We start from the raw sequence: 21,691 nt of genomic DNA, 5'->3' as shown, positions 1-21,691 counted from the left end.
TTATTTCTTTTGCAATCGGGCTATATAAAATCCATCAAATCCACTTTGATGGGCGAATACTTTTTTCTCTTCTATCAATTCAAAGTCTTTACCTGCTTCAGAAGCCAAAAACTTCTGAACCTGCTTTTCATTTTCTGAAGGAAGAATGCTACAAGTCGCATAAACCATTTGCCCTCCCTTTTTTACCATGGAAGGGTAGGTTTGCAAAATCTCCGCTTGGGTTTCCTCCACTTTCTGGATGGACTCGGGACTCAATTTCCACTTGGTATCAGGATTTCTTCGCAATACTCCCAAGCCAGAACAAGGCACGTCCAGCAATAATCGATCTGCGGATTCCTTTAGTCTTTTGATGGTTTTTGAACCTTCTATCACCTTTCTCTCAATGATATCAATCCCATTTCTTCGAGCTCTTAATTTGGTTTGCTGAAGCTTCCATTCTTCCAAATCCATGGAAAGAATTTTGCCTTTATTTTCCATCAAGGCGGCTAGATGAAGGGTTTTTCCCCCTGCACCTGCGCATGCATCAATCACACGCATTCCGGGTTCTACCCCCAAGGCCGCAGCGACCAATTGAGAGGAAGCATCTTGTACCTCAAAAAGCCCCGCTTTAAAGGCAGCAGACCGGAAGACATTTTGTCTTTCCTCCAAAATCAAGGCATCTGGATATCCTTTGATCTGATAGGTTCGAATCCCTTCTTCCATAAGCTGGGCCTTCAATCGCTCACGGGTAGTTTTAAGGGTATTCACTCGCAAAACAACCTCCGCCTCTTCATTAAGACTGTGAAGTTCGGTCTCCCATTCTTCACCCAACTCTTTTTTACCTAGCTGATATAACCAATCCGGAACAGACTCCAGAATGGCAGGATTATCGAGCTTCTCGTATTTTTCTTTGATTTTTTGAGGATTGATCTTTGAAAATTCCTCCCAGTTGGGAAGTTCATTTCCTTGCATCAACCAATAAGTCCCAAAAAGATCCCAATAATCCTCTGAAGGACTGAGATAGTTGATCAATCTCCACCAGCGGACCATCTCGTAGGTAGTTTCGGCTATAAAAGAGCGGTCCCGAGCTCCCCATTTTGGATTGGACTTGAGGGTACGCTCTATTACTTTATCGGCATATTGTCCTTGTTCGAAAATAGCTTCAAGCGCCGAATGCACTCCGCGGATGGTATTATTATGTAGCTTCATTAGTGAGAAATTCTACACAAAGGTAGCCTTTCTTTCCTTGTCTTCTTAATTCCAATATCAAAAGGGCCGGAGGGTCAGAGAAATCCGAACGCCCTCTCTTGAAACAGCCGAGCCAAAATCATAGCGATCTCCCGTATATCCATCCGCCAAAGCCCAAAGCGGATCGTAAACAAGCGTATTGACAATATCAGAATTATTAGAAAGTGTCCGCTTTCGGAATTCCAGAAAATTAGCGCGAATACCTAAGTCCATCCAATCATTGAGCGACCAAGCAAATGAGATATCAATTCCTGCTTTCCAATTTTTCTCCTCCATTTCCCTGATAATTGGTCCCGGAGCGATGGATAGGCAATTCGGACAGGGCCAATACAAATAGGAGTAATCTGGAAAAATTTCCAATTGACCTTTCCCTGATTCCCTAATTCCATAGAAATTGAAGGCAAGAGTTGTCCTTTTTCCGAGAGAAATCCTACGCTGAAGAAAGAGACCTAAACCAAATAAATCATTTTGAAGACCGACGGGCATTTCTACACGGCTTGTGCCGATAATGATTGGATTTCCATTTTCGTCAGGTTCTGGTCCATACAACTCTCGATTGTAGGAACCGTTTTCCTGTGCTTCATAATATGCTTGATAACTACCCATCAAACCAATTGACCATTTTTCTCCCATGGGTAAACCAAAAAATAACCGGGCACCTCCAAACCTCTCCTTTTCAGGGGCAAAAAGCTGGGGATAGCTTAAGGATTTTTCCCAATAATTCCCATCTATTTCGAAGAACAAAGCCTGCTTCTCCTGAGAATAAACCAATAGTGGAAGAAGGGCAAAAAAGAGCAATAGGATAGTTTTTTTCATGAGTCTTTGGTTTGAGTTTTTTGTCAAATGGAATGCAGAATATTTTTAATGAACTCAAAAAAAGGATAATTCAGGCTCGATTTCATAGGAGTCTGTATTCGTGCTTACCTTTACGCAGAGAAAACCCAATTTGCTACTCATGATCAATTACAATAGCTTGGTTAAAAAATGGGCCGAAGAACTTGAGCTTTATGAAATCCAAGAAGCTCAAAATTTGGTAGAATGGCTATTGGAACATCATTTAGGGCTTCGGAGAGTGGATATGATGCATTTTCTGGATGAAAAAGACTTACCTCAATCACTTTTGGATGATTTTGCCCGATTGAAAACGGGGGAACCTATACAACAAATTATCGGGAAAGCGCCATTTTATGGTCGTGAATTTTTGGTTACGAAAGACACCTTGATACCCCGAAATGAAACAGAAGAATTGGTTCATTTAATCATCAAGGAAAATCCAGAAAACGGATTGAAGATTTTGGATATCGGCACCGGAACAGGTTGCATTCCAATCACTCTGTCTTTGGAGATGAAAAATGCAGAAGTCTTCGCTACGGATATTTCCGAATCAGCATTAGAAATTGCAGATAAAAACGCACAAGAACTTCACGCCCCTGTCCAGTTCGTCAAATCTGATATATTGAAAGAGGAAATTCCAATAGAGGGTTTGGATATTTTGGTATCTAACCCTCCCTATATTCCCATACATGAAAAATCCAGTATGCACACCAACGTAGTGGATTTTGAGCCTGGGTTGGCACTTTTTGTACCCAATGAAGACCCGCTTTTATTCTATCGGAAAATTGCCGAAGCTGGAAAAAAAGCAATAAAACCAGGGGGAAGACTGTATTTCGAAATCCATGAAAACTTCGGAAAAGCAGTAAAAGACTTGCTTTTAGAAATGGGTTATTCAAAAGCCGAAATAATTCAGGACTTGAATGGTAAGGATAGAATTGTGAGGGCCTCCATGAATTAGGCTAAAAAGTATACCGATAAAACTTCCTATAAATATCACCGTTTTCTTCCCTTGAAGAAACACCACCTGCTATTAAGTATTTACCATCAAAGACGAAATATTTAGCTATTGGTAAGTCAAAAAAGTGCTGTTCTTCTGTTTCAATATCCAATTCAATTAGAGTCACTCCTCGAAGGTTTTTCTCTAAAATTTCAAAACCCGTGTAGTCTCGAAATTTTTCTTCTTTCAAATGTGAAACAACTCTGTATACCCTATCATTTCTAAAAAATACACTTTCAAAATCAGGCTCCTTTATTTTATATTCCAATTCTTGGGTTCTACTAGGATATCGGGTTAGAAGTGGCGCCGAATCTCTTCCTATTAAACCACAATAAATCGATTGAATAGTTTTATCTGAAAAATTAAATACATAAAGTGAATCAGAAAACCTATAATTAACTATCATTCTATCTTTTCCCATTTTTTCTAAAATGGGACCAGTCAATTCACTTGGCAAGAAACTTTCTTTTAGAAAATCCGGAAACTCAAACGTACTATTAAATTCTTCCTTTTTTAAATCATATAATCGAAAAGGAATTTCTTTTTCGAAATAATCTTTATCATCATAGCGAATATCACTCACAGTTGGGATCCCTACAATCTGATCAAAAAATACAGCATTAGAATAAAAGCCACTGCGGTAATAGCTCACAAAATCGCCTCCATTATAAGCGAATTCATCAACTTTCTTAGCTTTAGAATTAAAAAGAAAAAATGACTCTTTACTTGCAGGAAAGACAAAAATTGAATCAAAAGAATGAAAGTAGACTGAGGCATCAGTGGAATTAAATCCCATTGGCCCTTCTCGAGGGATTATAATAGGTTCCAAATAACTTCCTTTCCTAAAATCAACCGTGTGAATCAATAAATCACCATTGGAATTTAATCCATACTCAATAAGGTAAAATTGATCCCCTTTTGAATAGGTTGTCCAATAAGTATGGGAAATATAATTAAGTGGTAACAATACCTCTAAACTATCTACACTCTTGAATTCGGAGTAAAAAAATTCTTCCTTTTTTTCTGAACAAGAAAAGAAATAAAAAATCAGAGATGTCAATAGACATCCCTGATATAAATTAAGCTTCAAATCCATTTTAAAGCTTTCGAATTAACCCATAACCTTCTAACAACTCCACTACAGGAGTTATATCCATACGAGTAGCACTACCTGGGGTAGTACAGTCATCACCTATCTTAGTTTCACAATGTGTGACTATATAAGTCCTACCATCCATCCTATCAATGCTTTCCACTGATTTAAACTCCCAACCTGCAAATGATTGAAGTGGCAGGGATAATAAAATTGAAGCGAAAAGCCCTGAAAAAGCTGTTTTCAATAAATTTTTCATGATTTTAAAATTTAAAAGTTTAAGAATAATTAAAAAGCTTTGACCAAAAACTTATCCAAAAGATAAATTAATTATAATTAAAAAGAAAATATTACCTAATATTTTTTTAAAACCCACTTCTTAGGTAACAATGCCTAAAAATGATATCTAAATCCTCGTACAAAAATCCCGAACGATCTCAAACGTCTTTTCCTTGTCCTCTATCATTCCCATGTGACCTGTTCCCACCAATTCAACATAGTCTGTAAAAGCTTCTTTTTGCTGCCGGCTTGCTTCGATTTTAACCGCTCCATCTTCAGTACCTGCGATCATCAGCTTCGGACCGTGAAAATTCTTCAAAACCTCAAACCTATCTTTTCGGTCACGCATAGCTTCGGAAAAGGCAATCAATCCTTCCAAGCTAGACTGCCCAGCCTGTTCAGTGGCCTTTTCGATTTCGGATGCAAATTCAATACGGTGTTTCTCCGAAAAAAGTGGCGGAACAAAAGAGTTGACGAATTTTTCTGCTCCAAACTTCTTCAAAAACTGAATCGTGCGATTCCGCATGGCCTTTTTCTCCTCATCATCCGCAAAGGCCGTCGAATGAAATAAACCGATTCCTTTGAGTCGGCTTCCCATTAATTCAAGCATCGCTAAAGACACATAGCCTCCCAAAGAATGCCCAATTAAAATGGGATTTTCAACAGAATTTTCTTCCAGCCACTCCTCCAAAAGGACAGCCACCTCTTCTAAAGTGATATGGTCTTTTTGAAGGGGAGTTTTTCCAAATCCGGGTAAATCGGGACAAAGAACCCGAAAATCTTTAGATAACTCCTGAGCAAAGTCTTCCCACATGGCTCCGATTTCACAAAACCCATGGATTAAAACCACAGGCTGACCAGAGCCTTTTTCAAAAAAATGAATGGAAGACATGAAATTTTAGCTGACTTTTTCGACTTCTGCGAGAGCGCGGACTGCATCTGCAATTCCTGCAGGATCAAATCCACAAAGCTTGTGCAATTGCAGTTGGTCTCCATGCTCTATGATTTCATCTGGAATTCCCAAACGCTTCACTTGAGCTGAATAGCCATGATCAATCATCCACTCGACCACTGCAGATCCAAAACCTCCCATAAGACAGCCATCCTCTACGGTGACAACTTTCTTAAATTTGCCAAAAATCTCATGCAGTAAGTCCTCATCCAGAGGCTTCACAAATCGCATATCGTAATGCGCAGGATTAAGTCCCTCTTTAGCCAATTCTTCGCTGGCTTGAACTGCATAGTTTCCGATATGTCCGATGGTCAAAACAGCAACATCCTCACCTTCCTTGACGATTCGGCCTTGTCCCAATGGAATTTGCTGGAATGGCTTTCTCCAATCAGGCATCACACCATTACCTCTTGGGTAACGGATGGAATAAGGACCTTCATGACTTAGAGAGGAATACATCATATTTCGGAGTTCTTCCTCATTCATTGGCGCTGCCACCACAAGATTAGGGATACAACGGAAATATGCAATATCATAAGCTCCATGGTGCGTAGGACCATCCGCTCCTGCAAAACCAGCACGGTCTAAACAGAAAACAACGGGGAGATTTTGAAGACAAACATCATGGATTACCTGATCGTATGCCCGCTGCATGAAGGTGGAATAAATATTACAGAAAGGCTTCAAACCTTGAGTAGCCATACCTGCAGACAGTGTCACTGCATGCTGCTCAGCAATTCCCACATCAAATGCTCGATCAGGCATTTCCTTCATCATAATATTGAGAGAAGAACCGGAAGGCATGGCGGGTGTAACCCCCATGATTCGCTCATCTTGCTCCGCCAATTCTACAATAGTATGACCGAAAACATCTTGATATTTTGGAGGCTGTGGTGTGGATGGAGATTTTTTGAAAATTTCTCCAGTTACCTTATCAAAAGTACCGGGCGCATGCCAAGTAGTATGATTTCCCTTTTCAGCAGGTTCATAACCTTTTCCTTTCACCGTTACACAGTGAAGAATTTTTGGTCCCGGGATATCCCGTAGGTCACGAAGGATTTCGACCAAATGATTAACATCATGCCCATCAACCGGACCGAAATAGCGCAGGTTTAAAGATTCAAATAGGTTGCTTTGCTGAAGCACTGCTGATTTGATAGCACCCTCCACTTTTGAAATGACTTCCTGGGCTGATGTTCCAAACTTGCTCAGTTTGCCCAATATTTTCCATACTTCATCCTTTACCTTATTGTAGGTATGAGAAGTAGTGATATCTGTCAAATAATCCTTTAATGCACCGACATTGGGGTCGATAGCCATGCAATTGTCATTCAGGATAATCAAGATATTGCTATCGCTAACTCCTGCATGATTCATGGCTTCAAAAGCCATTCCTCCTGTCAAAGCTCCATCACCGATAACTGCAATATGTTGTTTGTTGACTCCCTTATATTTGGAAGCCATTGCCATACCTAAAGCCGCTGAAATGGAAGTACTGGAGTGACCAACACCGAAGGAATCATACTCGCTTTCTTTACGCTTTGGGAAACCTGAGATTCCTCCAAAAATTCGATTTGTGTGGAATTGATCTCTACGACCTGTTAAAATCTTATGACCATAAGCTTGATGACCTACGTCCCAAACCAACTCGTCTTCAGGGGTATTTAACACATAATGCAAAGCAACTGTCAATTCGACAACGCCTAAACTCGCACCAAAATGCCCACCATAAACCGATACATTATCTACAATGAAATGACGCAACTCATCACAAATTTGGACGAGCTTGTCTTTAGGAAATTTTTTAAGGTCAGCTGGGCTGTCTATTTGGGCTAGTAGTTCTCCTGGTTGAATCAACATGAAGCGTTATGTTAGATGGTCAAGATTGATAAACTAGGTTAGAAATCGATTGTTTTTTAGTTAGCATAGCAACTAAAATCAAGTCTCCCTTTCTCGACCAAATCAATTAATTTACTTTAATTGAATATCTTTGACTATAAGTTCGCAAAATTAACCAATAATCTAAATATCCCTTGAGTTTCGAAATCAAATTACCGCTTTTCGAAGGACCATTCGATTTGATGCTGTTCTTCATTGAACGGGACGAATTGGATATTTATGACATTCCAATTTCCAAAATCACGAATGATTTTCTGGATTACCTGCATCACCTAGAGCAAATGGAAATTGAGGTGGCAAGCGAATTTATTCTTTTTGCAGCCACGCTGATGAAAATTAAGTCCCGGATGCTTTTGCCTCGTCCAGAATTGAATGAACATGGAGAGGAAATAGATCCTCGGGAAGAACTAATTCGCAATCTACTCGAATACAAAAAGTATAAATCCGTCATTCAGGATTTGGCTGCACTTGAGTCAGAACGGCTTTCAAAAGAAAAAAGAGGTAATATTGCAGCCGAAATAAAAAGCCTTAGTAAGATCGATGACGTTGATGCAGAGCTTCAAAATGTCGATCTCTACAAACTCCTCAAGGTATTTCAAAAGTGCATGGCTAAAATGGCTGCACGCAGGGATGAAACAAAACACACTGTTATCCAGTATCCCTATACCATCGAGCAACAAAAAGACTTCGTTTTGGAAAAAATTAGCTTCAAAAAGCAGGTTCCCTTTTCAGAATTTATCGAGTACAAACCCGACAAAATTTTTGTGATTTATACCTTCTTGGCCATTTTGGAGCTGCTGCAACTTTCACAGGTTACCATTGTCATAGGGGAAGGCTACAATAATTTTTGGGTAGAAAAGACTGAGCCTATCGCCGCAGCCTAATATGAAGCTGGACAATAAGAAGATTTTCAAAACACTGAATCCCAATAAGGTTTGGGTTCCGATTTTGATCGGTCTGGGGATTGTCTTTGCCATGTTTTACCTAGACCCCAATGTCAATGCCCAAACATTGAAAGGGGTTTTTGATGCTTCTGTTCCTTATGTTTTTCTTGCGATCCTAGTTATTATTTTTCGGGATGCCGGGTATATCTATCGAATACGGGAAATCACCCAGCAAGAACTTAGCTGGACTAGAGCTATCTATGTAATTATACTCTGGGAATTTGCATCCGCCGTGACTCCTTCTGTCGTGGGTGGAACAGCCGTCGCCATCTTTATTTTAAATAAGGAAGGAATCAAATTAGGCCGAGCGATTTCTTTTGTGATGGTGACAGCCATTCTGGACAATCTTTTCTTTGTAATCGGAGCCCCCATTATTCTATTTTTCGCCAAGGGAAATATTTTCCCTGAAAGCCAGGTACTCGAAAGCCAACTTGAGAATAGTTTGCAGGCAATTTTCTGGATTAGCTATGGACTTTATGCGATTTACAGCTTAGTAATGGCAGCCGCTCTATTTTATAGGCCCCGAGTTTTCAAATGGGTTTTGATCAAGATATTTTCACTAAAATGGCTGCGAAAATGGAAGCATGATGCCCAAGAATATGGCAATCAAATCATTGAGGCTTCCAAAGAACTCAGTGGTAAAAGCTGGAGTTACTGGACTCCTATCATCTTGGCCACCATTTTCATTTGGAGCTCCCGATACCTAATGCTCAATGCCCTGATTTCTGCTTTTGTCCCATTAAGCCTTGAAAATCACGTCATCGTTTTTGCACGACAAGTCATCATGTGGATTGTCATGATGATTTCTCCAACTCCAGGAAGTTCGGGAACTGCCGAATTCTTTTTTGGACAGTTTTTTGCTCAATTTTTAGATGGATACACCTTTGTGACCAGCATTCTATGGCGTCTTCTCTCCTATTATCCTTACTTGATTTTGGGAGCGATATTTCTGCCGAGATGGATCAAACAGGTGTTTTTCAAAAAGAAAAAGACAGGCGAAATAAGCCATGATTAATGCATTGACCATTCAAGAGGTTGCCATAATCTGTAAGGGAAAGCTGATAGCAGATTCCCCTGAGTCGGTAGTCGATCAGGTCGCTATCGATTCCCGCCAAACTCTTTCTGCATCCAATTGTCTTTTTGTAGCCATGAAAGGTGCAAAGGCAAATGGTGTGGATTTTATACCGGAGCTGATTCAAAAAGGCGTAAGGAATTTCATCATACCTACGACCTACTCTCCTACTTTTGAGCGAGGAAACTTTATTCAAGTGGATGATCCTCGGGCTGCCCTGCAGGATTTAGCCGCAGCTCTTCGAAATCGCTTTGAAGGCCCTGTCATCGGCATTACTGGTTCTAATGGAAAAACCATCGTAAAAGAATGGTTGGGTCAATTACTCAGTCAGGAATTTTCAGTGGCAAAAAGCCCAAAGAGCTATAACTCCCAAGTTGGCGTTCCCCTATCGGTTTTTGAAATCAAATCGTTTCACCAAGTTGCCATATTAGAAGCTGGCATCTCCAAAGCTGGAGAAATGGCAAGTTTGGAGCGAATCATCCGGCCAGATTTGGGTATTTTGACCAATATTGGATCGGCTCACGATGCGGGTTTCTCAGATCGATTAAACAAACTCCGAGAAAAACTCAGTCTATTTCAGGACTCCAAATTCCTAATTTATTGCAAAGATCAAGGTATTGTTTCAAAGGAAGTAGAATACCTTTTTCCAGCTGAAAAACTGATCTCTTGGTCCGATCAACCAGGTGCTGATTATACTCGAGCAATCAAATTCAAAGAAGAGGAGAACCGGATTCTTTTGATGAAAAAGGATTTGACCACTTTGACTTTCCGCACTCAACTTCGGGATGCTGCATCGCTCGAGAACATTATTCATGCTATCGTAGCTGCTTTAACTTTAGGACTTTCGGCTCAAAAGATCCAACAAGGCCTAGACCAACTCCGGCCTGTTGACATGCGATTGACTTTGAAGGCGGGATTAAAGGACTGTATCCTGATCGATGACACCTACAATCATGACTTGGCTGGATTGCGGGTTGCCTTGGACTTCATGAAACAGCAACGTCCAAAGAGAAGAAAAATCCTGATTTTATCCGACTTTTTGCAACAAGGAAAACCAGAATGGATATATCCTGAAGCTGCTCAGCTAATCCAAAATCACCAATTAGACTTGATACTGGGAGTTGGGACAGAACTGAGTCAATTAGCTGAATCAGGAGTTCAAAATCTTTACACTTGGGAGCGAACAGAGGATTTACTAGCTCACTTGAGAGAATTTCAACTTGAGAATGATTTGATTCTGATCACGGGGGCTCGGCCATTTGGACTGGAAAAAGTCGTCCAGCAACTTCAGCAGCGTGTCCACGGAACCACCTTGGAGATCAATCTCAATGCGCTGACCCATAATTTCAATTTTTACAAACGCCTTCTTAAAGAAGAAACCAAAGTGATGGTGATGGTCAAGGCATTTGCCTATGGGGGAGGTGCTCCAGAAATCGCCAATCACATTCAAACTATGGGGGCAGATTATCTTGCAGTTGCCTTCACAGATGAAGGCGTTGCCCTCCGCCAACAAGGAATTCATCTTCCGATCATGGTTTTGAATCCGTCAGAGGAATCCTTTGCCAGTTTTTTGGAATATCAGCTTGAACCGGTAGTCTTTAGTCCCGAGTTTTTTGAAAATCTAGCCAACTGGACCAATACTCATTCTGAAACCATGAAAATCCATCTAGATCTTGATACCGGGATGCATCGCTTGGGTTTTGAAAAACAACATTTGGAAGAGTTGAAAAAGCTTATTCATGAAAATCAGCAACTCAAAATAACTTCCATTTTCACCCATCTTGCTGCTGCTGATGAATCAGAAGAAATCAACTATACCATTCAACAGCTTCAGGATTTTGAGCAGATGACAAAAGAAATTCTGCCATTACTCCCTCAAAAACCCCTCTTGCATGCCTTGAATTCTGCTGGGATAGTAGCTTTCCCTGACTTTCAGTTTGATATGGTTCGTTTGGGAATTGGTCTTTATGGAGTGGAAGTTACCGGAAATTATTCCTCAGATCTCCTGCCTGTAAGCCAACTCAAAACGACAGTTTCTCAGGTTAAAACCTTACCTGCGGGAGCCACTGTTGGATATTCCAGAAGAGGGAAACTCCCTAAGGGAGGAAAAATCGCAACCCTTCCCATTGGTTATGCAGATGGCTATGATCGCCGATTTAGCAATGGAAAAGGCTATGTACTCATTCATGGGAAAAAAGCTCCTGTGATAGGAAATGTTTGCATGGACATGGTTATGGTGGATGTCAGCGATATTGAAGTAGAAGCTGGAGACGAAGCTATCATTTACGGAGCAGAAATCCCTTTGGCTCCCTTGGCAAAAGAAATCGGCACCATTCCTTACGAATTACTGACCCATATTAGTAGCCGGGTAAAGCGTATCTATTTTCTAGATTAAATCGCTTGTTGATGGGTGCTTTTTTTTATCTTCCATCATGAAACTCACCAAAAAGAGAATTGCAGAAATTGTCTTTGACCACAATGATTGGGCTTCTCGCACCTTTGATGTAGTCCTTTTGGTCTTGATTTTTGGTTCGGTCATCGTGGCTACTTTGGATTCAGTCGCCGAATTAAGAAGCAGATTTGGAACGACATTTTATATTCTTGAGGTTGTTTTCACGGTTCTATTTACCATTGAATATGTTCTCCGTGTTTGGTTGACCGGCAAGACGCTGCGGTATGTAACGAGCTTTTACGGAATAGTAGATTTGCTGGCTATTTTACCTTTTTATTTGAGCTTCTTCGTGGCAGATGTACAGCTTTTAACTGTGGTCCGAGCCCTTCGTTTGCTGCGAGTTGTCAGAATCTTAAAACTAGGGAGGTATTTATCAGAAGCTGATTTTATTAGTCAGTCTTTGAAAGCCAGTATGGCCAAGATTCAAATATTCCTCTTTACTGTTTTGACAGTGGTTTTGATTATGGGAACCCTCATGTATTTGGTCGAGGGGCCTTCTTCTGGTTTTACTTCAATACCTCGCGGCATGTACTGGGCCATCGTCACGCTCACTACAGTGGGTTTTGGAGACATTACTCCTTCCACTCCCCTAGGGCAATTTATTGCATCCTTAATCATGCTATTGGGATATGCGATCATTGCTGTACCTACCGGAATCGTGAGTTCGGAAATGGCCAAACGCCGAAATCCTCACGATCTTATCAACACCAAAACCTGTCACTCTTGTGGTGCAGAAGGTCTTGGAGTAGACGATAAGTTTTGTAAGAAATGTGGAGGGGAATTGTAAGTTCGTTTTGCCTTCAAAAAGGTTTATCCCTGCTTTTCTGCCTCAGAAAAAACATGAAACATTTCTGAAGCGATCTGCATGGACCGCTCATCATATTTTTTCTCTTCCAAGTCTGTTCCGTCAAATTCCTTAGGGTCTTTGTAATGTAACGGAATCCGCACCTCTGCCCCCGGGATAAAGGGACAGTTTTCTTCGGCATGGTCGCAAGTCATCACTGCTGCAAAATTTTCAACATGATTCACGCGATCATCATACAATTTTGAAAAACAAACGATAGGGTCTGAATTTTCCGAAAAAGAAACAGCATAAATAGGGTTACCTTTTCCCTTCGAAGAAATCTTAAAACCACTTCTTTTAAGAGATTCTACTGCCCGTTCATTGAAAGCTGTCACTTCCATTCCCCCGGAAAAACAATTGGCAGAAATCCCAAAATATTCAGAGGCAACCTTGGCCCAAATTTGACCAAATTGACTACGGCGGGAATTATGCGTGCAGATAAAATTGAGATTGCAGGTTTTGCTTTCCTGAACACAACGCTGAATATATAAAACCAAAGGCCGAAGTACTTTCTTTCGTTCTTCTGAAATTGACAACTGCCTAAGTTCCTCTATTGTGGATGCAAGCTTAGGAAATAAAAAATTAGGATTTGATTTCATTTCTTAATGGTTAGCAACAGCCAGAACCAGGAAGACATTCACTTTGCTGGGATTGTAAAGTAGAAAGTCGGATTTTGGGTTTTTTCGCTGGAATACCACATTGATCTTTGGCTAGACAATCGGTGAAGGTTTTGGTCAAGAAAAATCCTCCCTGTTTAAACTCCAACCCATATTTCCCAATCGTATCCCCTTGATATTCCACTTCGATATCCAAATCCTCCAAATTCAAGTGCTTTTCAGATAATTCAATGATCGAAAGAAGTTTTTGTGCTTTTAGCCGATGATCGTAATCATCTGCAGTAAAAAGTTGAAAATTGATCACCTCTTCTTTTCGAATCGTACCTCCACAATCAATAAAATGCCTAGAAACTTTCCCTACCTCAGTGATATGGAAGTGATCTGGGATTTGGACTCCATTGGGAAGATAAAAATGGAGATGATCTATTTGGGTTAAGGCTTCTTTAACTTCTGAAAGTCTCATAGTGCTGCAATTAGGTTTTGATTTAGTAGAATGCTTAGCAACAGTTTCCCAAGGAAGAAGATGAAAAACTGTCAAATAATTGGTTGAGCTGTTTTTTAATTTCTGAAAGACGCAATGGGTCAATACAGTAGGAAACCTTCACCCCGTCTATGGTTCCTTGAATGATCCCAATGGATTTCAACTCCCGCAAATGCTGACTGATCGTAGCTTGTGCAAGTCCTATTTCCTGCACCAGGTCTCCATTAATACAAGCATTGGCTTGGATGAGATATTGAAGGATGGCGATTCGAGCTGGATGAGCTAAAACCCTAGCAATTCTGGCTAGCTCATTTTGCTCATCTGTAAATAAATGTGATTGGGTAGCTCCCATGGATTTTTTATTTCATCGTAATATTACGATAATAAATTTAAAAGAAAGTAAAGGCCAATAAAAAAAGCCTAAGGAAATTTTCCCTTAGGCTTCAATCAAATTTGAGTTGATAAAGGATTAAATCACTCTTTCGAATTGAGAGAAGTAGAAGTTTCCTTCGATAGCTGCATTTTCATCGGAGTCGGAACCGTGAACAGCATTCGCTTCGATTGATTTAGCGAAAATCTTTCTGATCGTGCCTTCTGCTGCTTGCTCAGGGTTGGTAGCACCAATCAGTTTTCTGAAATCTTCAACAGCATTGTCTTTTTCCAAGATCGCTGCGATTATTGGTCCAGAAGACATGTATGCACAAAGGTCCTTGTAGAAAGGTCTTTCCTTGTGAACTTCATAGAATTTGCCTGCCATTTCGGGAGTCAAACGGGTAGCCTTCATTGCCACGATTTTGAAGCCTGCCTCTTCGATCATCTTCAAGATTGCTCCTGAATTGCCCGCTTCAAAAGCATCAGGCTTGATCATGGTGAATGTTCTGTTTCCTGCCATGTTTATTTGAGTTTACATTGGTTTAATTCGGGCGCAAAAATAGTAGAAAAGGGCAGAGAATCCGAACGCCCCCAGGTATTTATCCGTTATTTCTCTCATTTTCAGCAAGCTGAGCACTTTGGCATTTGCGAAAAAAATCCTGACCTTTGCGCACTACTAGTGCCTTTGTGCCGTAGAGAATTAGATAATGGAAGCATTAGCCTCGTTTAAAAAAGAAATCTCCTCCCCCAAAAATATATTTATCACTACCCATGTCAAGCCTGATGCAGATGCATTGGGATCTTCTTTGGGTATGGCAAATTACCTTAAGAAAAAAGGGCATCAGGTGACGGTCGTGACTCCTACTGATTATCCATCCTTTCTGCACTGGATGGAAGGGAATGATTTGGTGCTCGACTTCAGCAAAGAAGAGGATCAGAAATTAGCCAAGGAAGCTCTAAAAAAAGCTGATATGGTGATTTGCCTCGACTTTTCGGTTTTGAACCGGGTAAATGAATTGGGAGAGCTCATCCGAAAATCGGATGCTTATATCGTAAATATTGACCATCATCAGGACCCGGAAGATTTTGCAGATTTCCGTTACTGGAGTACTGAAGCCGCCGCAACTTGTGAACTGGTCTATGAACTCATCGTCAAGCTCGGGGATCGGGATTTGATCGATAAAGACATCGCTGAGTGTCTTTACGCAGGAATTTTAACTGACACCGGAGGCTTCAGACATCCAAACACCACAAAAAATGTACACTTGGTCGTTGCCGAGTTGATTGATTTAGGAGCCAATGTTTCTCAGATTTCCAATTGGATTTACGACTCTAATTCGGTCAATCGACTAAAATTTATCGGCTTTGCAATTACTCGACGATTGATTATTCGAGAAGACCTGCATACCGCCTATTTTGTCATCAGCAAAAAAGATCTTAAAAAATATCAAAGCCGCACCGGAGATACAGAAGGCTTGGTGAATTATGCACTATCTTTGGATGGAATTAAATTGGCGGCATTGTTTTCAGAGCGAGAAGACGGAATCAAAATTTCCTTCCGCTCTTCTGTGGACGTGGCAGTAAATAAATTTGCAGCTGACTATTTCAATGGAGGAGGGCATAAAAACGCAGCTGGTGGAAAATCAGACCAAAGCCTTAAAGACACTATTGAACGGTTTGAGAAGCTAGTGGAAGAACATCAAGAAGATCTTTTCCATGAGAATGCAGTATCTGCCAATTGATCCCAAAAAATTAGAAACCTTACACTACTTATGAAAAATACCCTTAGTCTTAAAGCAATTATTGCTTTGTTTCTTATTGCTGGCGCAATGACTTCTTGTCAAAAAACCAAAGTCACCCAAAAAGACGGAATCGAATACACCTATATCGAAGAAGGCTCTGAAAAGGCTGCCAATGGCGATATTTACCTGTATCACCTTCAGATCAAAAACGCAGATGATTCTGTGATTTATTCCACCTTGGATCAACCCGTACCAGGATATCTGATGGCCAATGACACCATTGCCGTAAACAACGGAATGGATGAAATCTTCATGGCTTTACGTAAGGGTGACAGCATCACCTTTAATTCAAGTGTTCAAACGATTTTCGGTCCTAACTTCCCTCCTTTCTTGAATGCAGAAGATCAGCTTCAGGTAAATTTGGGGGTGTTTGACATCATTTCTCAGGATTCTTTGAGTCAGTTTTTCATGGAAGCTTCTCGAATTGATAGCGAGAAACGTGCTGAAAGAGCTAAAGTCCTGATGGTTGAGGACGGACAAAAAATCGAGGAATATGCTCAGGCAAACGATTTGGATGTTCAAAAGACTGAAAATGGCTTGTACTATGTGATCGAGCAAGAAGGAACTGGACCTGAAACTACTCCTGGAACAACTATGTATGTTGATTATGCAGGTTACTTGCTTGACGGAACCATATTCGACACTTCCATTGAGTCCCTTGCTCAGGAAAAAGGAATTTACAATCCATCAAGACCTTATGAGCCGCTTCCAGTCAATGTAGGAATGGGACAGGTTATTCCTGGCTGGGATGAAGGATTGATGCTCTTGAAGAAGGGATCCAAGGCGAAGTTCCTTATTCCTTCACCACTTGCTTACGGAGAAAATGGTGCTGGAAGCTTGATCGGCCCTAACTCTATTTTGATCTTTGACGTTGAAGTGAAAGACGTTCAAAAATAAATCTAAAAGAACCCCATGAGATTACAACCTTTTATTTCATTCCTTGCGCTTGTTCTTATCGGGATTTCGTTTTCTGCCTGTGTAGATCCAGAATCTACCGTAGAAACAATTCTGGAAAGAGATAAAAAAGCCATTGAAGAATATTTGGCGGCCAATCCCATTACTGGCCCAAAGGATTTCGTGGATGAAGTCACGGGCTTTCGGGTGATCTGGCAGGAAATGTCAAATAGTGGACAATTGCCAGTTCCTGGTGATACCGTACGGGTAAATTACACGGGAAAGTTGCTGAGCAACAAGGTTTTTGATACTTCGATTGAATCTGTAGCCCGGCAAAACAACATTTATTCTGAAAACAGAAATTATATCCCAATCAAATTTATTTTGGGAAGAGGCCAACTAATCGAGGGATTCGAGGCGGCCATTGCCATCATGGAAGCTGGAGACAAAGCCACTGTCATAATGCCTTCTCTTTATGGCTATGGAAATGCTTCTCAGGGTGATATCCCACCAAATTCCCCCTTGATTTTCGAGCTTCACTTAATTGATATCAAAAAAGGACCACAACAATGATCAAGTTTTTAAGGATTCCGGTCTTTGCTATTCTAGGTGTCTTTCTAATGATGGCCTGTGAACCCAACAATCCGTTTGTAGTAGGTCCTACTTACGATGTGGAGGGAAATTTGGCCATTGATCGTGAAAAAATCGATGCCTATTTGGATACAGCCCGTATTGATAGTCTGTATAGAATCCATGATCCTTCTGGCGTAGTGGTGATTGTCCAGGAAGAAGGACAAGGTTCACGACCAACAGGTGGGAATGTAGTATATTCGGACTACGTTGGATCCTTGATTACAGACGGTTCTGTATTTGATACCACCATCGAACAAGTAGCGATCGATAATGACATTTGGGTTGAAAATCGAGTTTATACCATTTTCAACTTCGTGGTAGGATCCGGGGCAGTGATTACTGGATGGGATATTGGTTTTAGAAGATTGCGGTCAGGTTCGAAGGCAATATTTATCATTCCTTCACCTTACGCCTATCGAGACCAAACCAGTAATGCCCTAATTCCGCCAAACTCGGTCCTTCGATTTGATATTGATTTCTACGGACTGGATTAGAATAAATTAAACCAATAGAAAGCCTCTTCTATCAAATTTGGAGAGGCTTTTTGATTTATTATAGCTTTAGCTTCGGTATAATGGCAGGTACTTCCTTTCTGTAATTCAGATATTTCTGACCGAATTGAGCGATTAGATTTTTTTCCTCAAAATAGATCCCCATAGGAAGATAAATAATCAGGCATCCTAAATGTACCAACGAAGTGTAGGTTCCAGATACCAAAAAATATCCAATAAATATCAATACTAATCCAGCATATAACGGATGCCGAATGCGCTTATACCAACCCGAAACGATCAAGTGTTCAGATTCCGAATCCTCCTGAGGCTTCAACCCAATAAACTTACTTAATGACCAGGCCTTCGAACTCTGCATCATGATAATGGTACCAAAAGCAGCTAGCATATACCCAAAATATTCTGCTAATCCTTCAGGATAATAAACGTAGGAAGGTGGAATTTTTAGGGTAAACAAAATCAACAGAATAAATAAAAAGAGTGAAAAAACGGAATAAAACAGCCTATACCATTTGTAGGCTTCCCCTAATTTTTCCTTCAAAATTCTTTTTAACTTGCCTGCGGCGAGAATGCTATGCAAAGCATAAAACAAAGCCCATAAAAGGATCAAATAGAGGTAATTCATTTCTTAAATTTATCCGGTAAAGATTTACGCTGTATGAAAATCGGAATTATCCGTGAGGGAAAAAATCCTCCAGACAAAAGAGCTCCTTTTTCACCTGAGCAACTCAAAAGCTTGAGTGAGAAATATGCTGGAGAACTTCAGTTTTATGTAGAATCAAGTCCTATCCGGGGTTTTTCGGATGACGAGTATCAAGAGGCTGGAATTGAGGTACTAGAGGATATTTCTGGCTGCGATATATTATTTGGGGTGAAGGAAGTTCCAATAGACAATCTGATCCCGAATAAAACCTATTTCTTTTTTTCTCACACCATCAAAAAACAACCCTATAATCGAAAGCTGCTTCAGGAAATTTTGGAAAAAAACATCCGATTGATCGATTATGAGGTACTAACAGATGAGACCGGAAATCGGGTCGTTGCCTTTGGGCGATGGGCTGGAGTAGTAGGTGCGTATAATGCTTTTTGGACCTACGGACAAAAAACTGACCTTTTCCATATCAAGCGGGCTTTTGAGTGTTTTGACCTGAAAGAATTAAAAACCGAGCTCCAAAAAATTCAACTTCCTCCTGTTCGGATTATTTTGACAGGTACGGGAAGAGTAGGAAAAGGCGCCAAGGAAATTCTAGACAGCATGAATATCCGTCAAGTCAGCCCTGAGGAATTTTTGAACCAGTATTTTGAAGAACCTGTCTACGTCCAATTGGATGTAGGAGACTACAATGGTCGAAAAACTGATGGAGGATTTGATAAGCAGGAATTTTATGACAACCCTTCTCTTTACGAAAGTCATTTTTCGAAATATGCCGAACAGGGCGAAATCCTGATTGGTGCTGTTTTCTGGGATCCAAAAGCTCCACAGCTTTTCCAACTTAATGAAATTTCCTCACCGGATTTTTCAATTTCAGTGATTGCTGATATTACCTGTGATATCAACGGATACATTCCTACCACCCTTCGGCCATCCACTATTGCCTCTCCCGTCTTTGATGTGGACCGAGATAGTGGTCAAGAACTTCCCGCCTTTGGAAAGCAAAACAGTATTTCCATGATGGCTATCGACAATTTGCCTTGTGAACTTCCTCGAGAAGCTACACAGGATTTTGGCAGTCAATTATCAGAATGGATTATTCCTGCTTTATTGGAAGAAAATTCTCCGATTTTGGAGCGAGCAACCATCGCCCGAGATGGAGATTTGACTTTGGAATACATGTATCTAACAGACTACGTAAAAGGGAATGAATAACTTCAATCGATTTTTGGAATCTACCCTTCTGAAGCCAACCATGAAGTTGGAAGAAGTAGCTATTTTAATTAAAGAGGCTATCGAATTCCAATTTGTAGGAGTTTGTGTCCCTCCATTTTGGGTAAAAAAAGTTAGTCGGGACTTAGAACAAGAGGATATACAAACCGTGACGGTAATCGGCTTCCCTTTTGGCTTTGAGGATACTGCCAGCAAGGTTGCTCAAACGCAGGAAGCAATTAAAAATGGCGCTGATGAATTGGATTTGGTTTGGTCACAAACTGCCTACCACTCCGGTATGAACTGGCCAAAAATTGAAATAGCCCAAATCGCAAAACTTTGTCATGATGAAGGCAGAATTCTAAAGGTTATAATAGAAACTGCCTATTTGGATCAAGCTCAAATCAAGGAAGCTTGCTTGATTTGCCAGGACGCAGGAGCTGATTTTGTAAAAACCTCCACCGGCTATGCACCCACCGGAGCCAAAGTAGAAGATATTCAATTGATGCGGGAAACCCTTTCTTCCAATACTGGAATTAAAGCAAGTGGTGGAATCAAAACCCTGGATTTTGCCCTGGAACTAATTCAAGCAGGAGCTGACCGGATCGGCACAAGTAGCGCGAAGGCACTTTTTGAAGCCTGGAAAGCATCCCAAACTTAATCTGAGCTAAGGTAAATCAATAAAAAGGGGATAATAAAGAAAGTCAGCAACAGGTAGGCAAATCCCCAAACCCTTGATTCTACGGATTTCTTTCCCATGTAATTGGCGAGATTTAATGGAATCTCACGTAATCTTGGAATTCCCAGAATAATCAGCGCGCCAAATGTATTGAATAAAAAGTGGACAATAGCCAAAGCTATGGCAGCCTCACTTTTATAAAATGCTGCTATTCCAGCTGTAATGGTGGTCCCAATATTTGCCCCTACTATAAAGGGAAACACCTTTCTAAGCGTGACCTTTTTCGTAGCAACCAAAGGCACAACCAAGGATGTGGTCACTGTGCTGGACTGAACTGCGGCTGTAAAAAAGGTGCCATAAAGGAAAGCTAGATTTGGATTTTTAAAGATCACATTATTGATCTCTTGGAAACTATCCTTGACAAATGTACGGTAAACAGAGGTCGCCAATAATTTGATAGCAGCAAACACCAAAAACACAGCAAGAATGGTGGTCAAAAAAGGAATGTCAATAATATCGGCTAACCATTGGGTGACGGGTCGAGTAAATAGTGTATGGTAAATCATTGGCCCTGTGAACTCTTCGGAAGGTGCGAACCAATGAGCAAAATAGATAGCCAGTTTGGTTAAAGGCTTAAAATACAATTCTAGCGGAAGCAGAATAATAACCGTGATGATATTGAATATATCATGAATTATACCGGCCGATAGCGCTCTTTTAAATTGTTTCTTTTTCATGATATAGGAGAAAGAAACCAAGGTACTTGTCAGAGTCGTACCAATATTTGCCCCCATCACCAAAGGAACCGCTTGGTCCAAAGTCATTGTGCCTGCGGCTACTACAGCCACTACGCTTGAAGTTACCGTAGAACTGCTTTGTAGAAGCGCAGTCATTAACAATCCGATGAACAAGCTGATAAATGGATTTTGGGTAGCAGAAAACAGGTCTTTTGTTACTCCGCTATTTAAATCCCCCATGGATAACGTGAGTAAATCGATAGCAAAAATGAATAAGAGCAGGGCAATCAGACCGATTACATAGCTCTTCCATTTTTTATTTCTTTTTGGCTCAATTTCCCAGTTTTCCATGTATCTCGATCGGGGTCGTCTTGTATTAAATTAGACTTTTTGAATTGGAAAAGTACGCGAAGATTAATCAGGTAGAATCCAAAATTTCATTTGATTACAGGGCAAAATTTGAATTTTTTTTAGGATTAACAATATCAAAAAAGCTAATATTCGAGG

23 protein-coding genes are annotated in these 21,691 nt (G+C 40.6%); 11 read left to right on the top strand and 12 right to left on the bottom strand.

Going from position 1 to position 21,691, the window contains the following annotated elements:
- Positions 1 to 1,188 carry an RsmB/NOP family class I SAM-dependent RNA methyltransferase gene (locus E4S40_RS07185; RefSeq protein ID WP_135072660.1) on the bottom strand — a complete coding sequence of 396 codons (1,188 nt, stop codon included), beginning with the start codon at positions 1,186 to 1,188 and terminating at the stop codon, positions 1 to 3.
- Positions 1,189 to 1,245: 57 nt separating this feature from the next.
- Positions 1,246 to 2,043: a hypothetical protein gene (locus E4S40_RS07180; protein WP_135072659.1), complete on the bottom strand. Its 798-nt coding sequence runs from the start codon at positions 2,041 to 2,043 to the stop codon at positions 1,246 to 1,248.
- Between the two features lie 139 nt (positions 2,044 to 2,182).
- On the opposite strand from E4S40_RS07180, the gene prmC reads away from it, so the two are divergent.
- A complete protein-coding gene (gene prmC / locus E4S40_RS07175) occupies positions 2,183 to 3,019 on the top strand; it encodes a peptide chain release factor N(5)-glutamine methyltransferase (RefSeq protein WP_135072658.1) in 837 nt (278 codons plus the stop codon).
- Between the two features lies 1 nt (position 3,020).
- Here the strand turns inward: prmC and E4S40_RS07170 are convergent, their stop codons facing one another.
- The 4 genes from E4S40_RS07170 to dxs form a co-directional block, all read right to left on the bottom strand.
- Positions 3,021 to 3,641: a hypothetical protein gene (locus E4S40_RS07170; protein WP_135072657.1), complete on the bottom strand. Its 621-nt coding sequence runs from the start codon at positions 3,639 to 3,641 to the stop codon at positions 3,021 to 3,023.
- A gap of 514 nt (positions 3,642 to 4,155) precedes the next feature.
- Positions 4,156 to 4,410: a hypothetical protein gene (locus E4S40_RS07165; protein WP_135072656.1), complete on the bottom strand. Its 255-nt coding sequence runs from the start codon at positions 4,408 to 4,410 to the stop codon at positions 4,156 to 4,158.
- Positions 4,411 to 4,557: 147 nt separating this feature from the next.
- A complete protein-coding gene (locus E4S40_RS07160) occupies positions 4,558 to 5,322 on the bottom strand; it encodes an alpha/beta fold hydrolase (RefSeq protein WP_135072655.1) in 765 nt (254 codons plus the stop codon).
- A gap of 6 nt (positions 5,323 to 5,328) precedes the next feature.
- Positions 5,329 to 7,242 carry a 1-deoxy-D-xylulose-5-phosphate synthase gene (gene dxs / locus E4S40_RS07155; RefSeq protein ID WP_135072654.1) on the bottom strand — a complete coding sequence of 638 codons (1,914 nt, stop codon included), beginning with the start codon at positions 7,240 to 7,242 and terminating at the stop codon, positions 5,329 to 5,331.
- A 173-nt stretch (positions 7,243 to 7,415) separates the two neighbouring features.
- On the opposite strand from dxs, the gene E4S40_RS07150 reads away from it, so the two are divergent.
- Genes E4S40_RS07150 through E4S40_RS07135 form a run of 4 tightly spaced genes read left to right on the top strand, consistent with a single transcriptional unit; the run spans position 7,416 to position 12,536 of the window.
- The gene (locus E4S40_RS07150) at positions 7,416 to 8,165 is read left to right on the top strand and encodes a segregation and condensation protein A (protein ID WP_135072653.1); all 750 of its coding nucleotides are present in this window, start codon (positions 7,416 to 7,418) and stop codon (positions 8,163 to 8,165) included.
- Position 8,166: 1 nt separating this feature from the next.
- Entirely contained in the window at positions 8,167 to 9,240 is a 1,074-nt protein-coding gene (locus E4S40_RS07145; protein ID WP_135072652.1) for a lysylphosphatidylglycerol synthase transmembrane domain-containing protein, read from the top strand.
- Complete coding sequence (locus E4S40_RS07140) at positions 9,233 to 11,692, top strand: bifunctional UDP-N-acetylmuramoyl-tripeptide:D-alanyl-D-alanine ligase/alanine racemase (RefSeq protein WP_135072651.1); 2,460 nt, start codon at positions 9,233 to 9,235, stop codon at positions 11,690 to 11,692. The genes E4S40_RS07145 and E4S40_RS07140 overlap by 8 nt, the downstream gene beginning before the upstream one ends.
- A gap of 37 nt (positions 11,693 to 11,729) precedes the next feature.
- Positions 11,730 to 12,536: an ion transporter gene (locus E4S40_RS07135; RefSeq protein WP_135072650.1), complete on the top strand. Its 807-nt coding sequence runs from the start codon at positions 11,730 to 11,732 to the stop codon at positions 12,534 to 12,536.
- A 23-nt stretch (positions 12,537 to 12,559) separates the two neighbouring features.
- On the opposite strand, the gene E4S40_RS07130 is transcribed toward E4S40_RS07135, so the two are convergent.
- From E4S40_RS07130 to E4S40_RS07115, 4 genes are all read right to left on the bottom strand, one after another.
- Positions 12,560 to 13,192, bottom strand: coding sequence for a low molecular weight phosphatase family protein (locus E4S40_RS07130; protein WP_135072649.1), 633 nt, complete (start codon positions 13,190 to 13,192; stop codon positions 12,560 to 12,562).
- A 10-nt stretch (positions 13,193 to 13,202) separates the two neighbouring features.
- Complete coding sequence (locus tag E4S40_RS07125; RefSeq protein ID WP_135072648.1) at positions 13,203 to 13,673, bottom strand: DUF6428 family protein; 471 nt, start codon at positions 13,671 to 13,673, stop codon at positions 13,203 to 13,205.
- 34 nt (positions 13,674 to 13,707) lie between these two features.
- Positions 13,708 to 14,043, bottom strand: coding sequence for an ArsR/SmtB family transcription factor (locus tag E4S40_RS07120; protein WP_135072645.1), 336 nt, complete (start codon positions 14,041 to 14,043; stop codon positions 13,708 to 13,710).
- Positions 14,044 to 14,160: 117 nt separating this feature from the next.
- Entirely contained in the window at positions 14,161 to 14,583 is a 423-nt protein-coding gene (locus tag E4S40_RS07115) for a nucleoside-diphosphate kinase (protein ID WP_135072643.1), read from the bottom strand.
- A 187-nt stretch (positions 14,584 to 14,770) separates the two neighbouring features.
- Here E4S40_RS07115 and E4S40_RS07110 point away from each other — a divergent pair, with 187 nt between their 5' ends.
- From E4S40_RS07110 to E4S40_RS07095, 4 genes are read left to right on the top strand one after another with little or no spacing between them, the layout of a single operon-like run.
- A complete protein-coding gene (locus E4S40_RS07110; protein WP_135072641.1) occupies positions 14,771 to 15,805 on the top strand; it encodes a DHH family phosphoesterase in 1,035 nt (344 codons plus the stop codon).
- Positions 15,806 to 15,835: 30 nt separating this feature from the next.
- A complete protein-coding gene (locus E4S40_RS07105; protein ID WP_135072638.1) occupies positions 15,836 to 16,762 on the top strand; it encodes an FKBP-type peptidyl-prolyl cis-trans isomerase in 927 nt (308 codons plus the stop codon).
- A gap of 15 nt (positions 16,763 to 16,777) precedes the next feature.
- On the top strand, positions 16,778 to 17,332 hold the full coding sequence (locus tag E4S40_RS07100) for an FKBP-type peptidyl-prolyl cis-trans isomerase (protein ID WP_135072635.1): 555 nt from the start codon (positions 16,778 to 16,780) through the stop codon (positions 17,330 to 17,332).
- Positions 17,329 to 17,886: an FKBP-type peptidyl-prolyl cis-trans isomerase gene (locus E4S40_RS07095; protein WP_237563143.1), complete on the top strand. Its 558-nt coding sequence runs from the start codon at positions 17,329 to 17,331 to the stop codon at positions 17,884 to 17,886. Before E4S40_RS07100 ends, E4S40_RS07095 begins: the two co-directional genes overlap by 4 nt.
- A gap of 58 nt (positions 17,887 to 17,944) precedes the next feature.
- On the opposite strand, the gene E4S40_RS07090 is transcribed toward E4S40_RS07095, so the two are convergent.
- A complete protein-coding gene (locus tag E4S40_RS07090) occupies positions 17,945 to 18,529 on the bottom strand; it encodes a methyltransferase family protein (RefSeq protein WP_135072633.1) in 585 nt (194 codons plus the stop codon).
- Between the two features lie 33 nt (positions 18,530 to 18,562).
- Between E4S40_RS07090 and E4S40_RS07085 the strand changes: the two genes are divergently transcribed.
- Both E4S40_RS07085 and deoC read left to right on the top strand, forming a co-directional pair.
- On the top strand, positions 18,563 to 19,771 hold the full coding sequence (locus E4S40_RS07085; RefSeq protein ID WP_135072631.1) for an NAD(P)-dependent oxidoreductase: 1,209 nt from the start codon (positions 18,563 to 18,565) through the stop codon (positions 19,769 to 19,771).
- Positions 19,764 to 20,429: a deoxyribose-phosphate aldolase gene (gene deoC, locus E4S40_RS07080; protein ID WP_135072629.1), complete on the top strand. Its 666-nt coding sequence runs from the start codon at positions 19,764 to 19,766 to the stop codon at positions 20,427 to 20,429. Before E4S40_RS07085 ends, deoC begins: the two co-directional genes overlap by 8 nt.
- Here the strand turns inward: deoC and E4S40_RS07075 are convergent.
- Positions 20,426 to 21,535, bottom strand: coding sequence for a Na/Pi symporter (locus E4S40_RS07075; RefSeq protein WP_135072627.1), 1,110 nt, complete (start codon positions 21,533 to 21,535; stop codon positions 20,426 to 20,428). The genes deoC and E4S40_RS07075 overlap by 4 nt on opposite strands.
- Between the last annotated feature and the right edge of the window lie 156 nt (positions 21,536 to 21,691).

This window comes from Algoriphagus kandeliae (assembly GCF_004571135.1).
Taxonomy (GTDB): domain Bacteria; phylum Bacteroidota; class Bacteroidia; order Cytophagales; family Cyclobacteriaceae; genus Algoriphagus; species Algoriphagus kandeliae.
This window is presented reverse-complemented; position numbering and strand designations above follow the sequence as displayed.

Excerpts from the sequence above, each read along its gene's own strand:
- E4S40_RS07185 (WP_135072660.1), bottom strand. The coding sequence starts at position 1,188 with ATGAAGCTACATAATAATACCATCCGCGGAGTGCATTCGGCGCTTGAA.
- E4S40_RS07180 (WP_135072659.1), bottom strand. The coding sequence starts at position 2,043 with ATGAAAAAAACTATCCTATTGCTCTTTTTTGCCCTTCTTCCACTATTG.
- prmC (WP_135072658.1), top strand. The coding sequence starts at position 2,183 with ATGATCAATTACAATAGCTTGGTTAAAAAATGGGCCGAAGAACTTGAG.
- E4S40_RS07165 (WP_135072656.1), bottom strand. The coding sequence starts at position 4,410 with ATGAAAAATTTATTGAAAACAGCTTTTTCAGGGCTTTTCGCTTCAATT.
- E4S40_RS07160 (WP_135072655.1), bottom strand. The coding sequence starts at position 5,322 with ATGTCTTCCATTCATTTTTTTGAAAAAGGCTCTGGTCAGCCTGTGGTT.
- dxs (WP_135072654.1), bottom strand. The coding sequence starts at position 7,242 with ATGTTGATTCAACCAGGAGAACTACTAGCCCAAATAGACAGCCCAGCT.
- E4S40_RS07145 (WP_135072652.1), top strand. The coding sequence starts at position 8,167 with ATGAAGCTGGACAATAAGAAGATTTTCAAAACACTGAATCCCAATAAG.
- E4S40_RS07140 (WP_135072651.1), top strand. The coding sequence starts at position 9,233 with ATGATTAATGCATTGACCATTCAAGAGGTTGCCATAATCTGTAAGGGA.
- E4S40_RS07135 (WP_135072650.1), top strand. The coding sequence starts at position 11,730 with ATGAAACTCACCAAAAAGAGAATTGCAGAAATTGTCTTTGACCACAAT.
- E4S40_RS07130 (WP_135072649.1), bottom strand. The coding sequence starts at position 13,192 with ATGAAATCAAATCCTAATTTTTTATTTCCTAAGCTTGCATCCACAATA.
- E4S40_RS07125 (WP_135072648.1), bottom strand. The coding sequence starts at position 13,673 with ATGAGACTTTCAGAAGTTAAAGAAGCCTTAACCCAAATAGATCATCTC.
- E4S40_RS07120 (WP_135072645.1), bottom strand. The coding sequence starts at position 14,043 with ATGGGAGCTACCCAATCACATTTATTTACAGATGAGCAAAATGAGCTA.
- E4S40_RS07115 (WP_135072643.1), bottom strand. The coding sequence starts at position 14,583 with ATGGCAGGAAACAGAACATTCACCATGATCAAGCCTGATGCTTTTGAA.
- E4S40_RS07110 (WP_135072641.1), top strand. The coding sequence starts at position 14,771 with ATGGAAGCATTAGCCTCGTTTAAAAAAGAAATCTCCTCCCCCAAAAAT.
- E4S40_RS07105 (WP_135072638.1), top strand. The coding sequence starts at position 15,836 with ATGAAAAATACCCTTAGTCTTAAAGCAATTATTGCTTTGTTTCTTATT.
- E4S40_RS07100 (WP_135072635.1), top strand. The coding sequence starts at position 16,778 with ATGAGATTACAACCTTTTATTTCATTCCTTGCGCTTGTTCTTATCGGG.
- E4S40_RS07095 (WP_237563143.1), top strand. The coding sequence starts at position 17,329 with ATGATCAAGTTTTTAAGGATTCCGGTCTTTGCTATTCTAGGTGTCTTT.
- E4S40_RS07090 (WP_135072633.1), bottom strand. The coding sequence starts at position 18,529 with ATGAATTACCTCTATTTGATCCTTTTATGGGCTTTGTTTTATGCTTTG.
- E4S40_RS07085 (WP_135072631.1), top strand. The coding sequence starts at position 18,563 with ATGAAAATCGGAATTATCCGTGAGGGAAAAAATCCTCCAGACAAAAGA.
- deoC (WP_135072629.1), top strand. The coding sequence starts at position 19,764 with ATGAATAACTTCAATCGATTTTTGGAATCTACCCTTCTGAAGCCAACC.
- E4S40_RS07075 (WP_135072627.1), bottom strand. The coding sequence starts at position 21,535 with ATGGAAAACTGGGAAATTGAGCCAAAAAGAAATAAAAAATGGAAGAGC.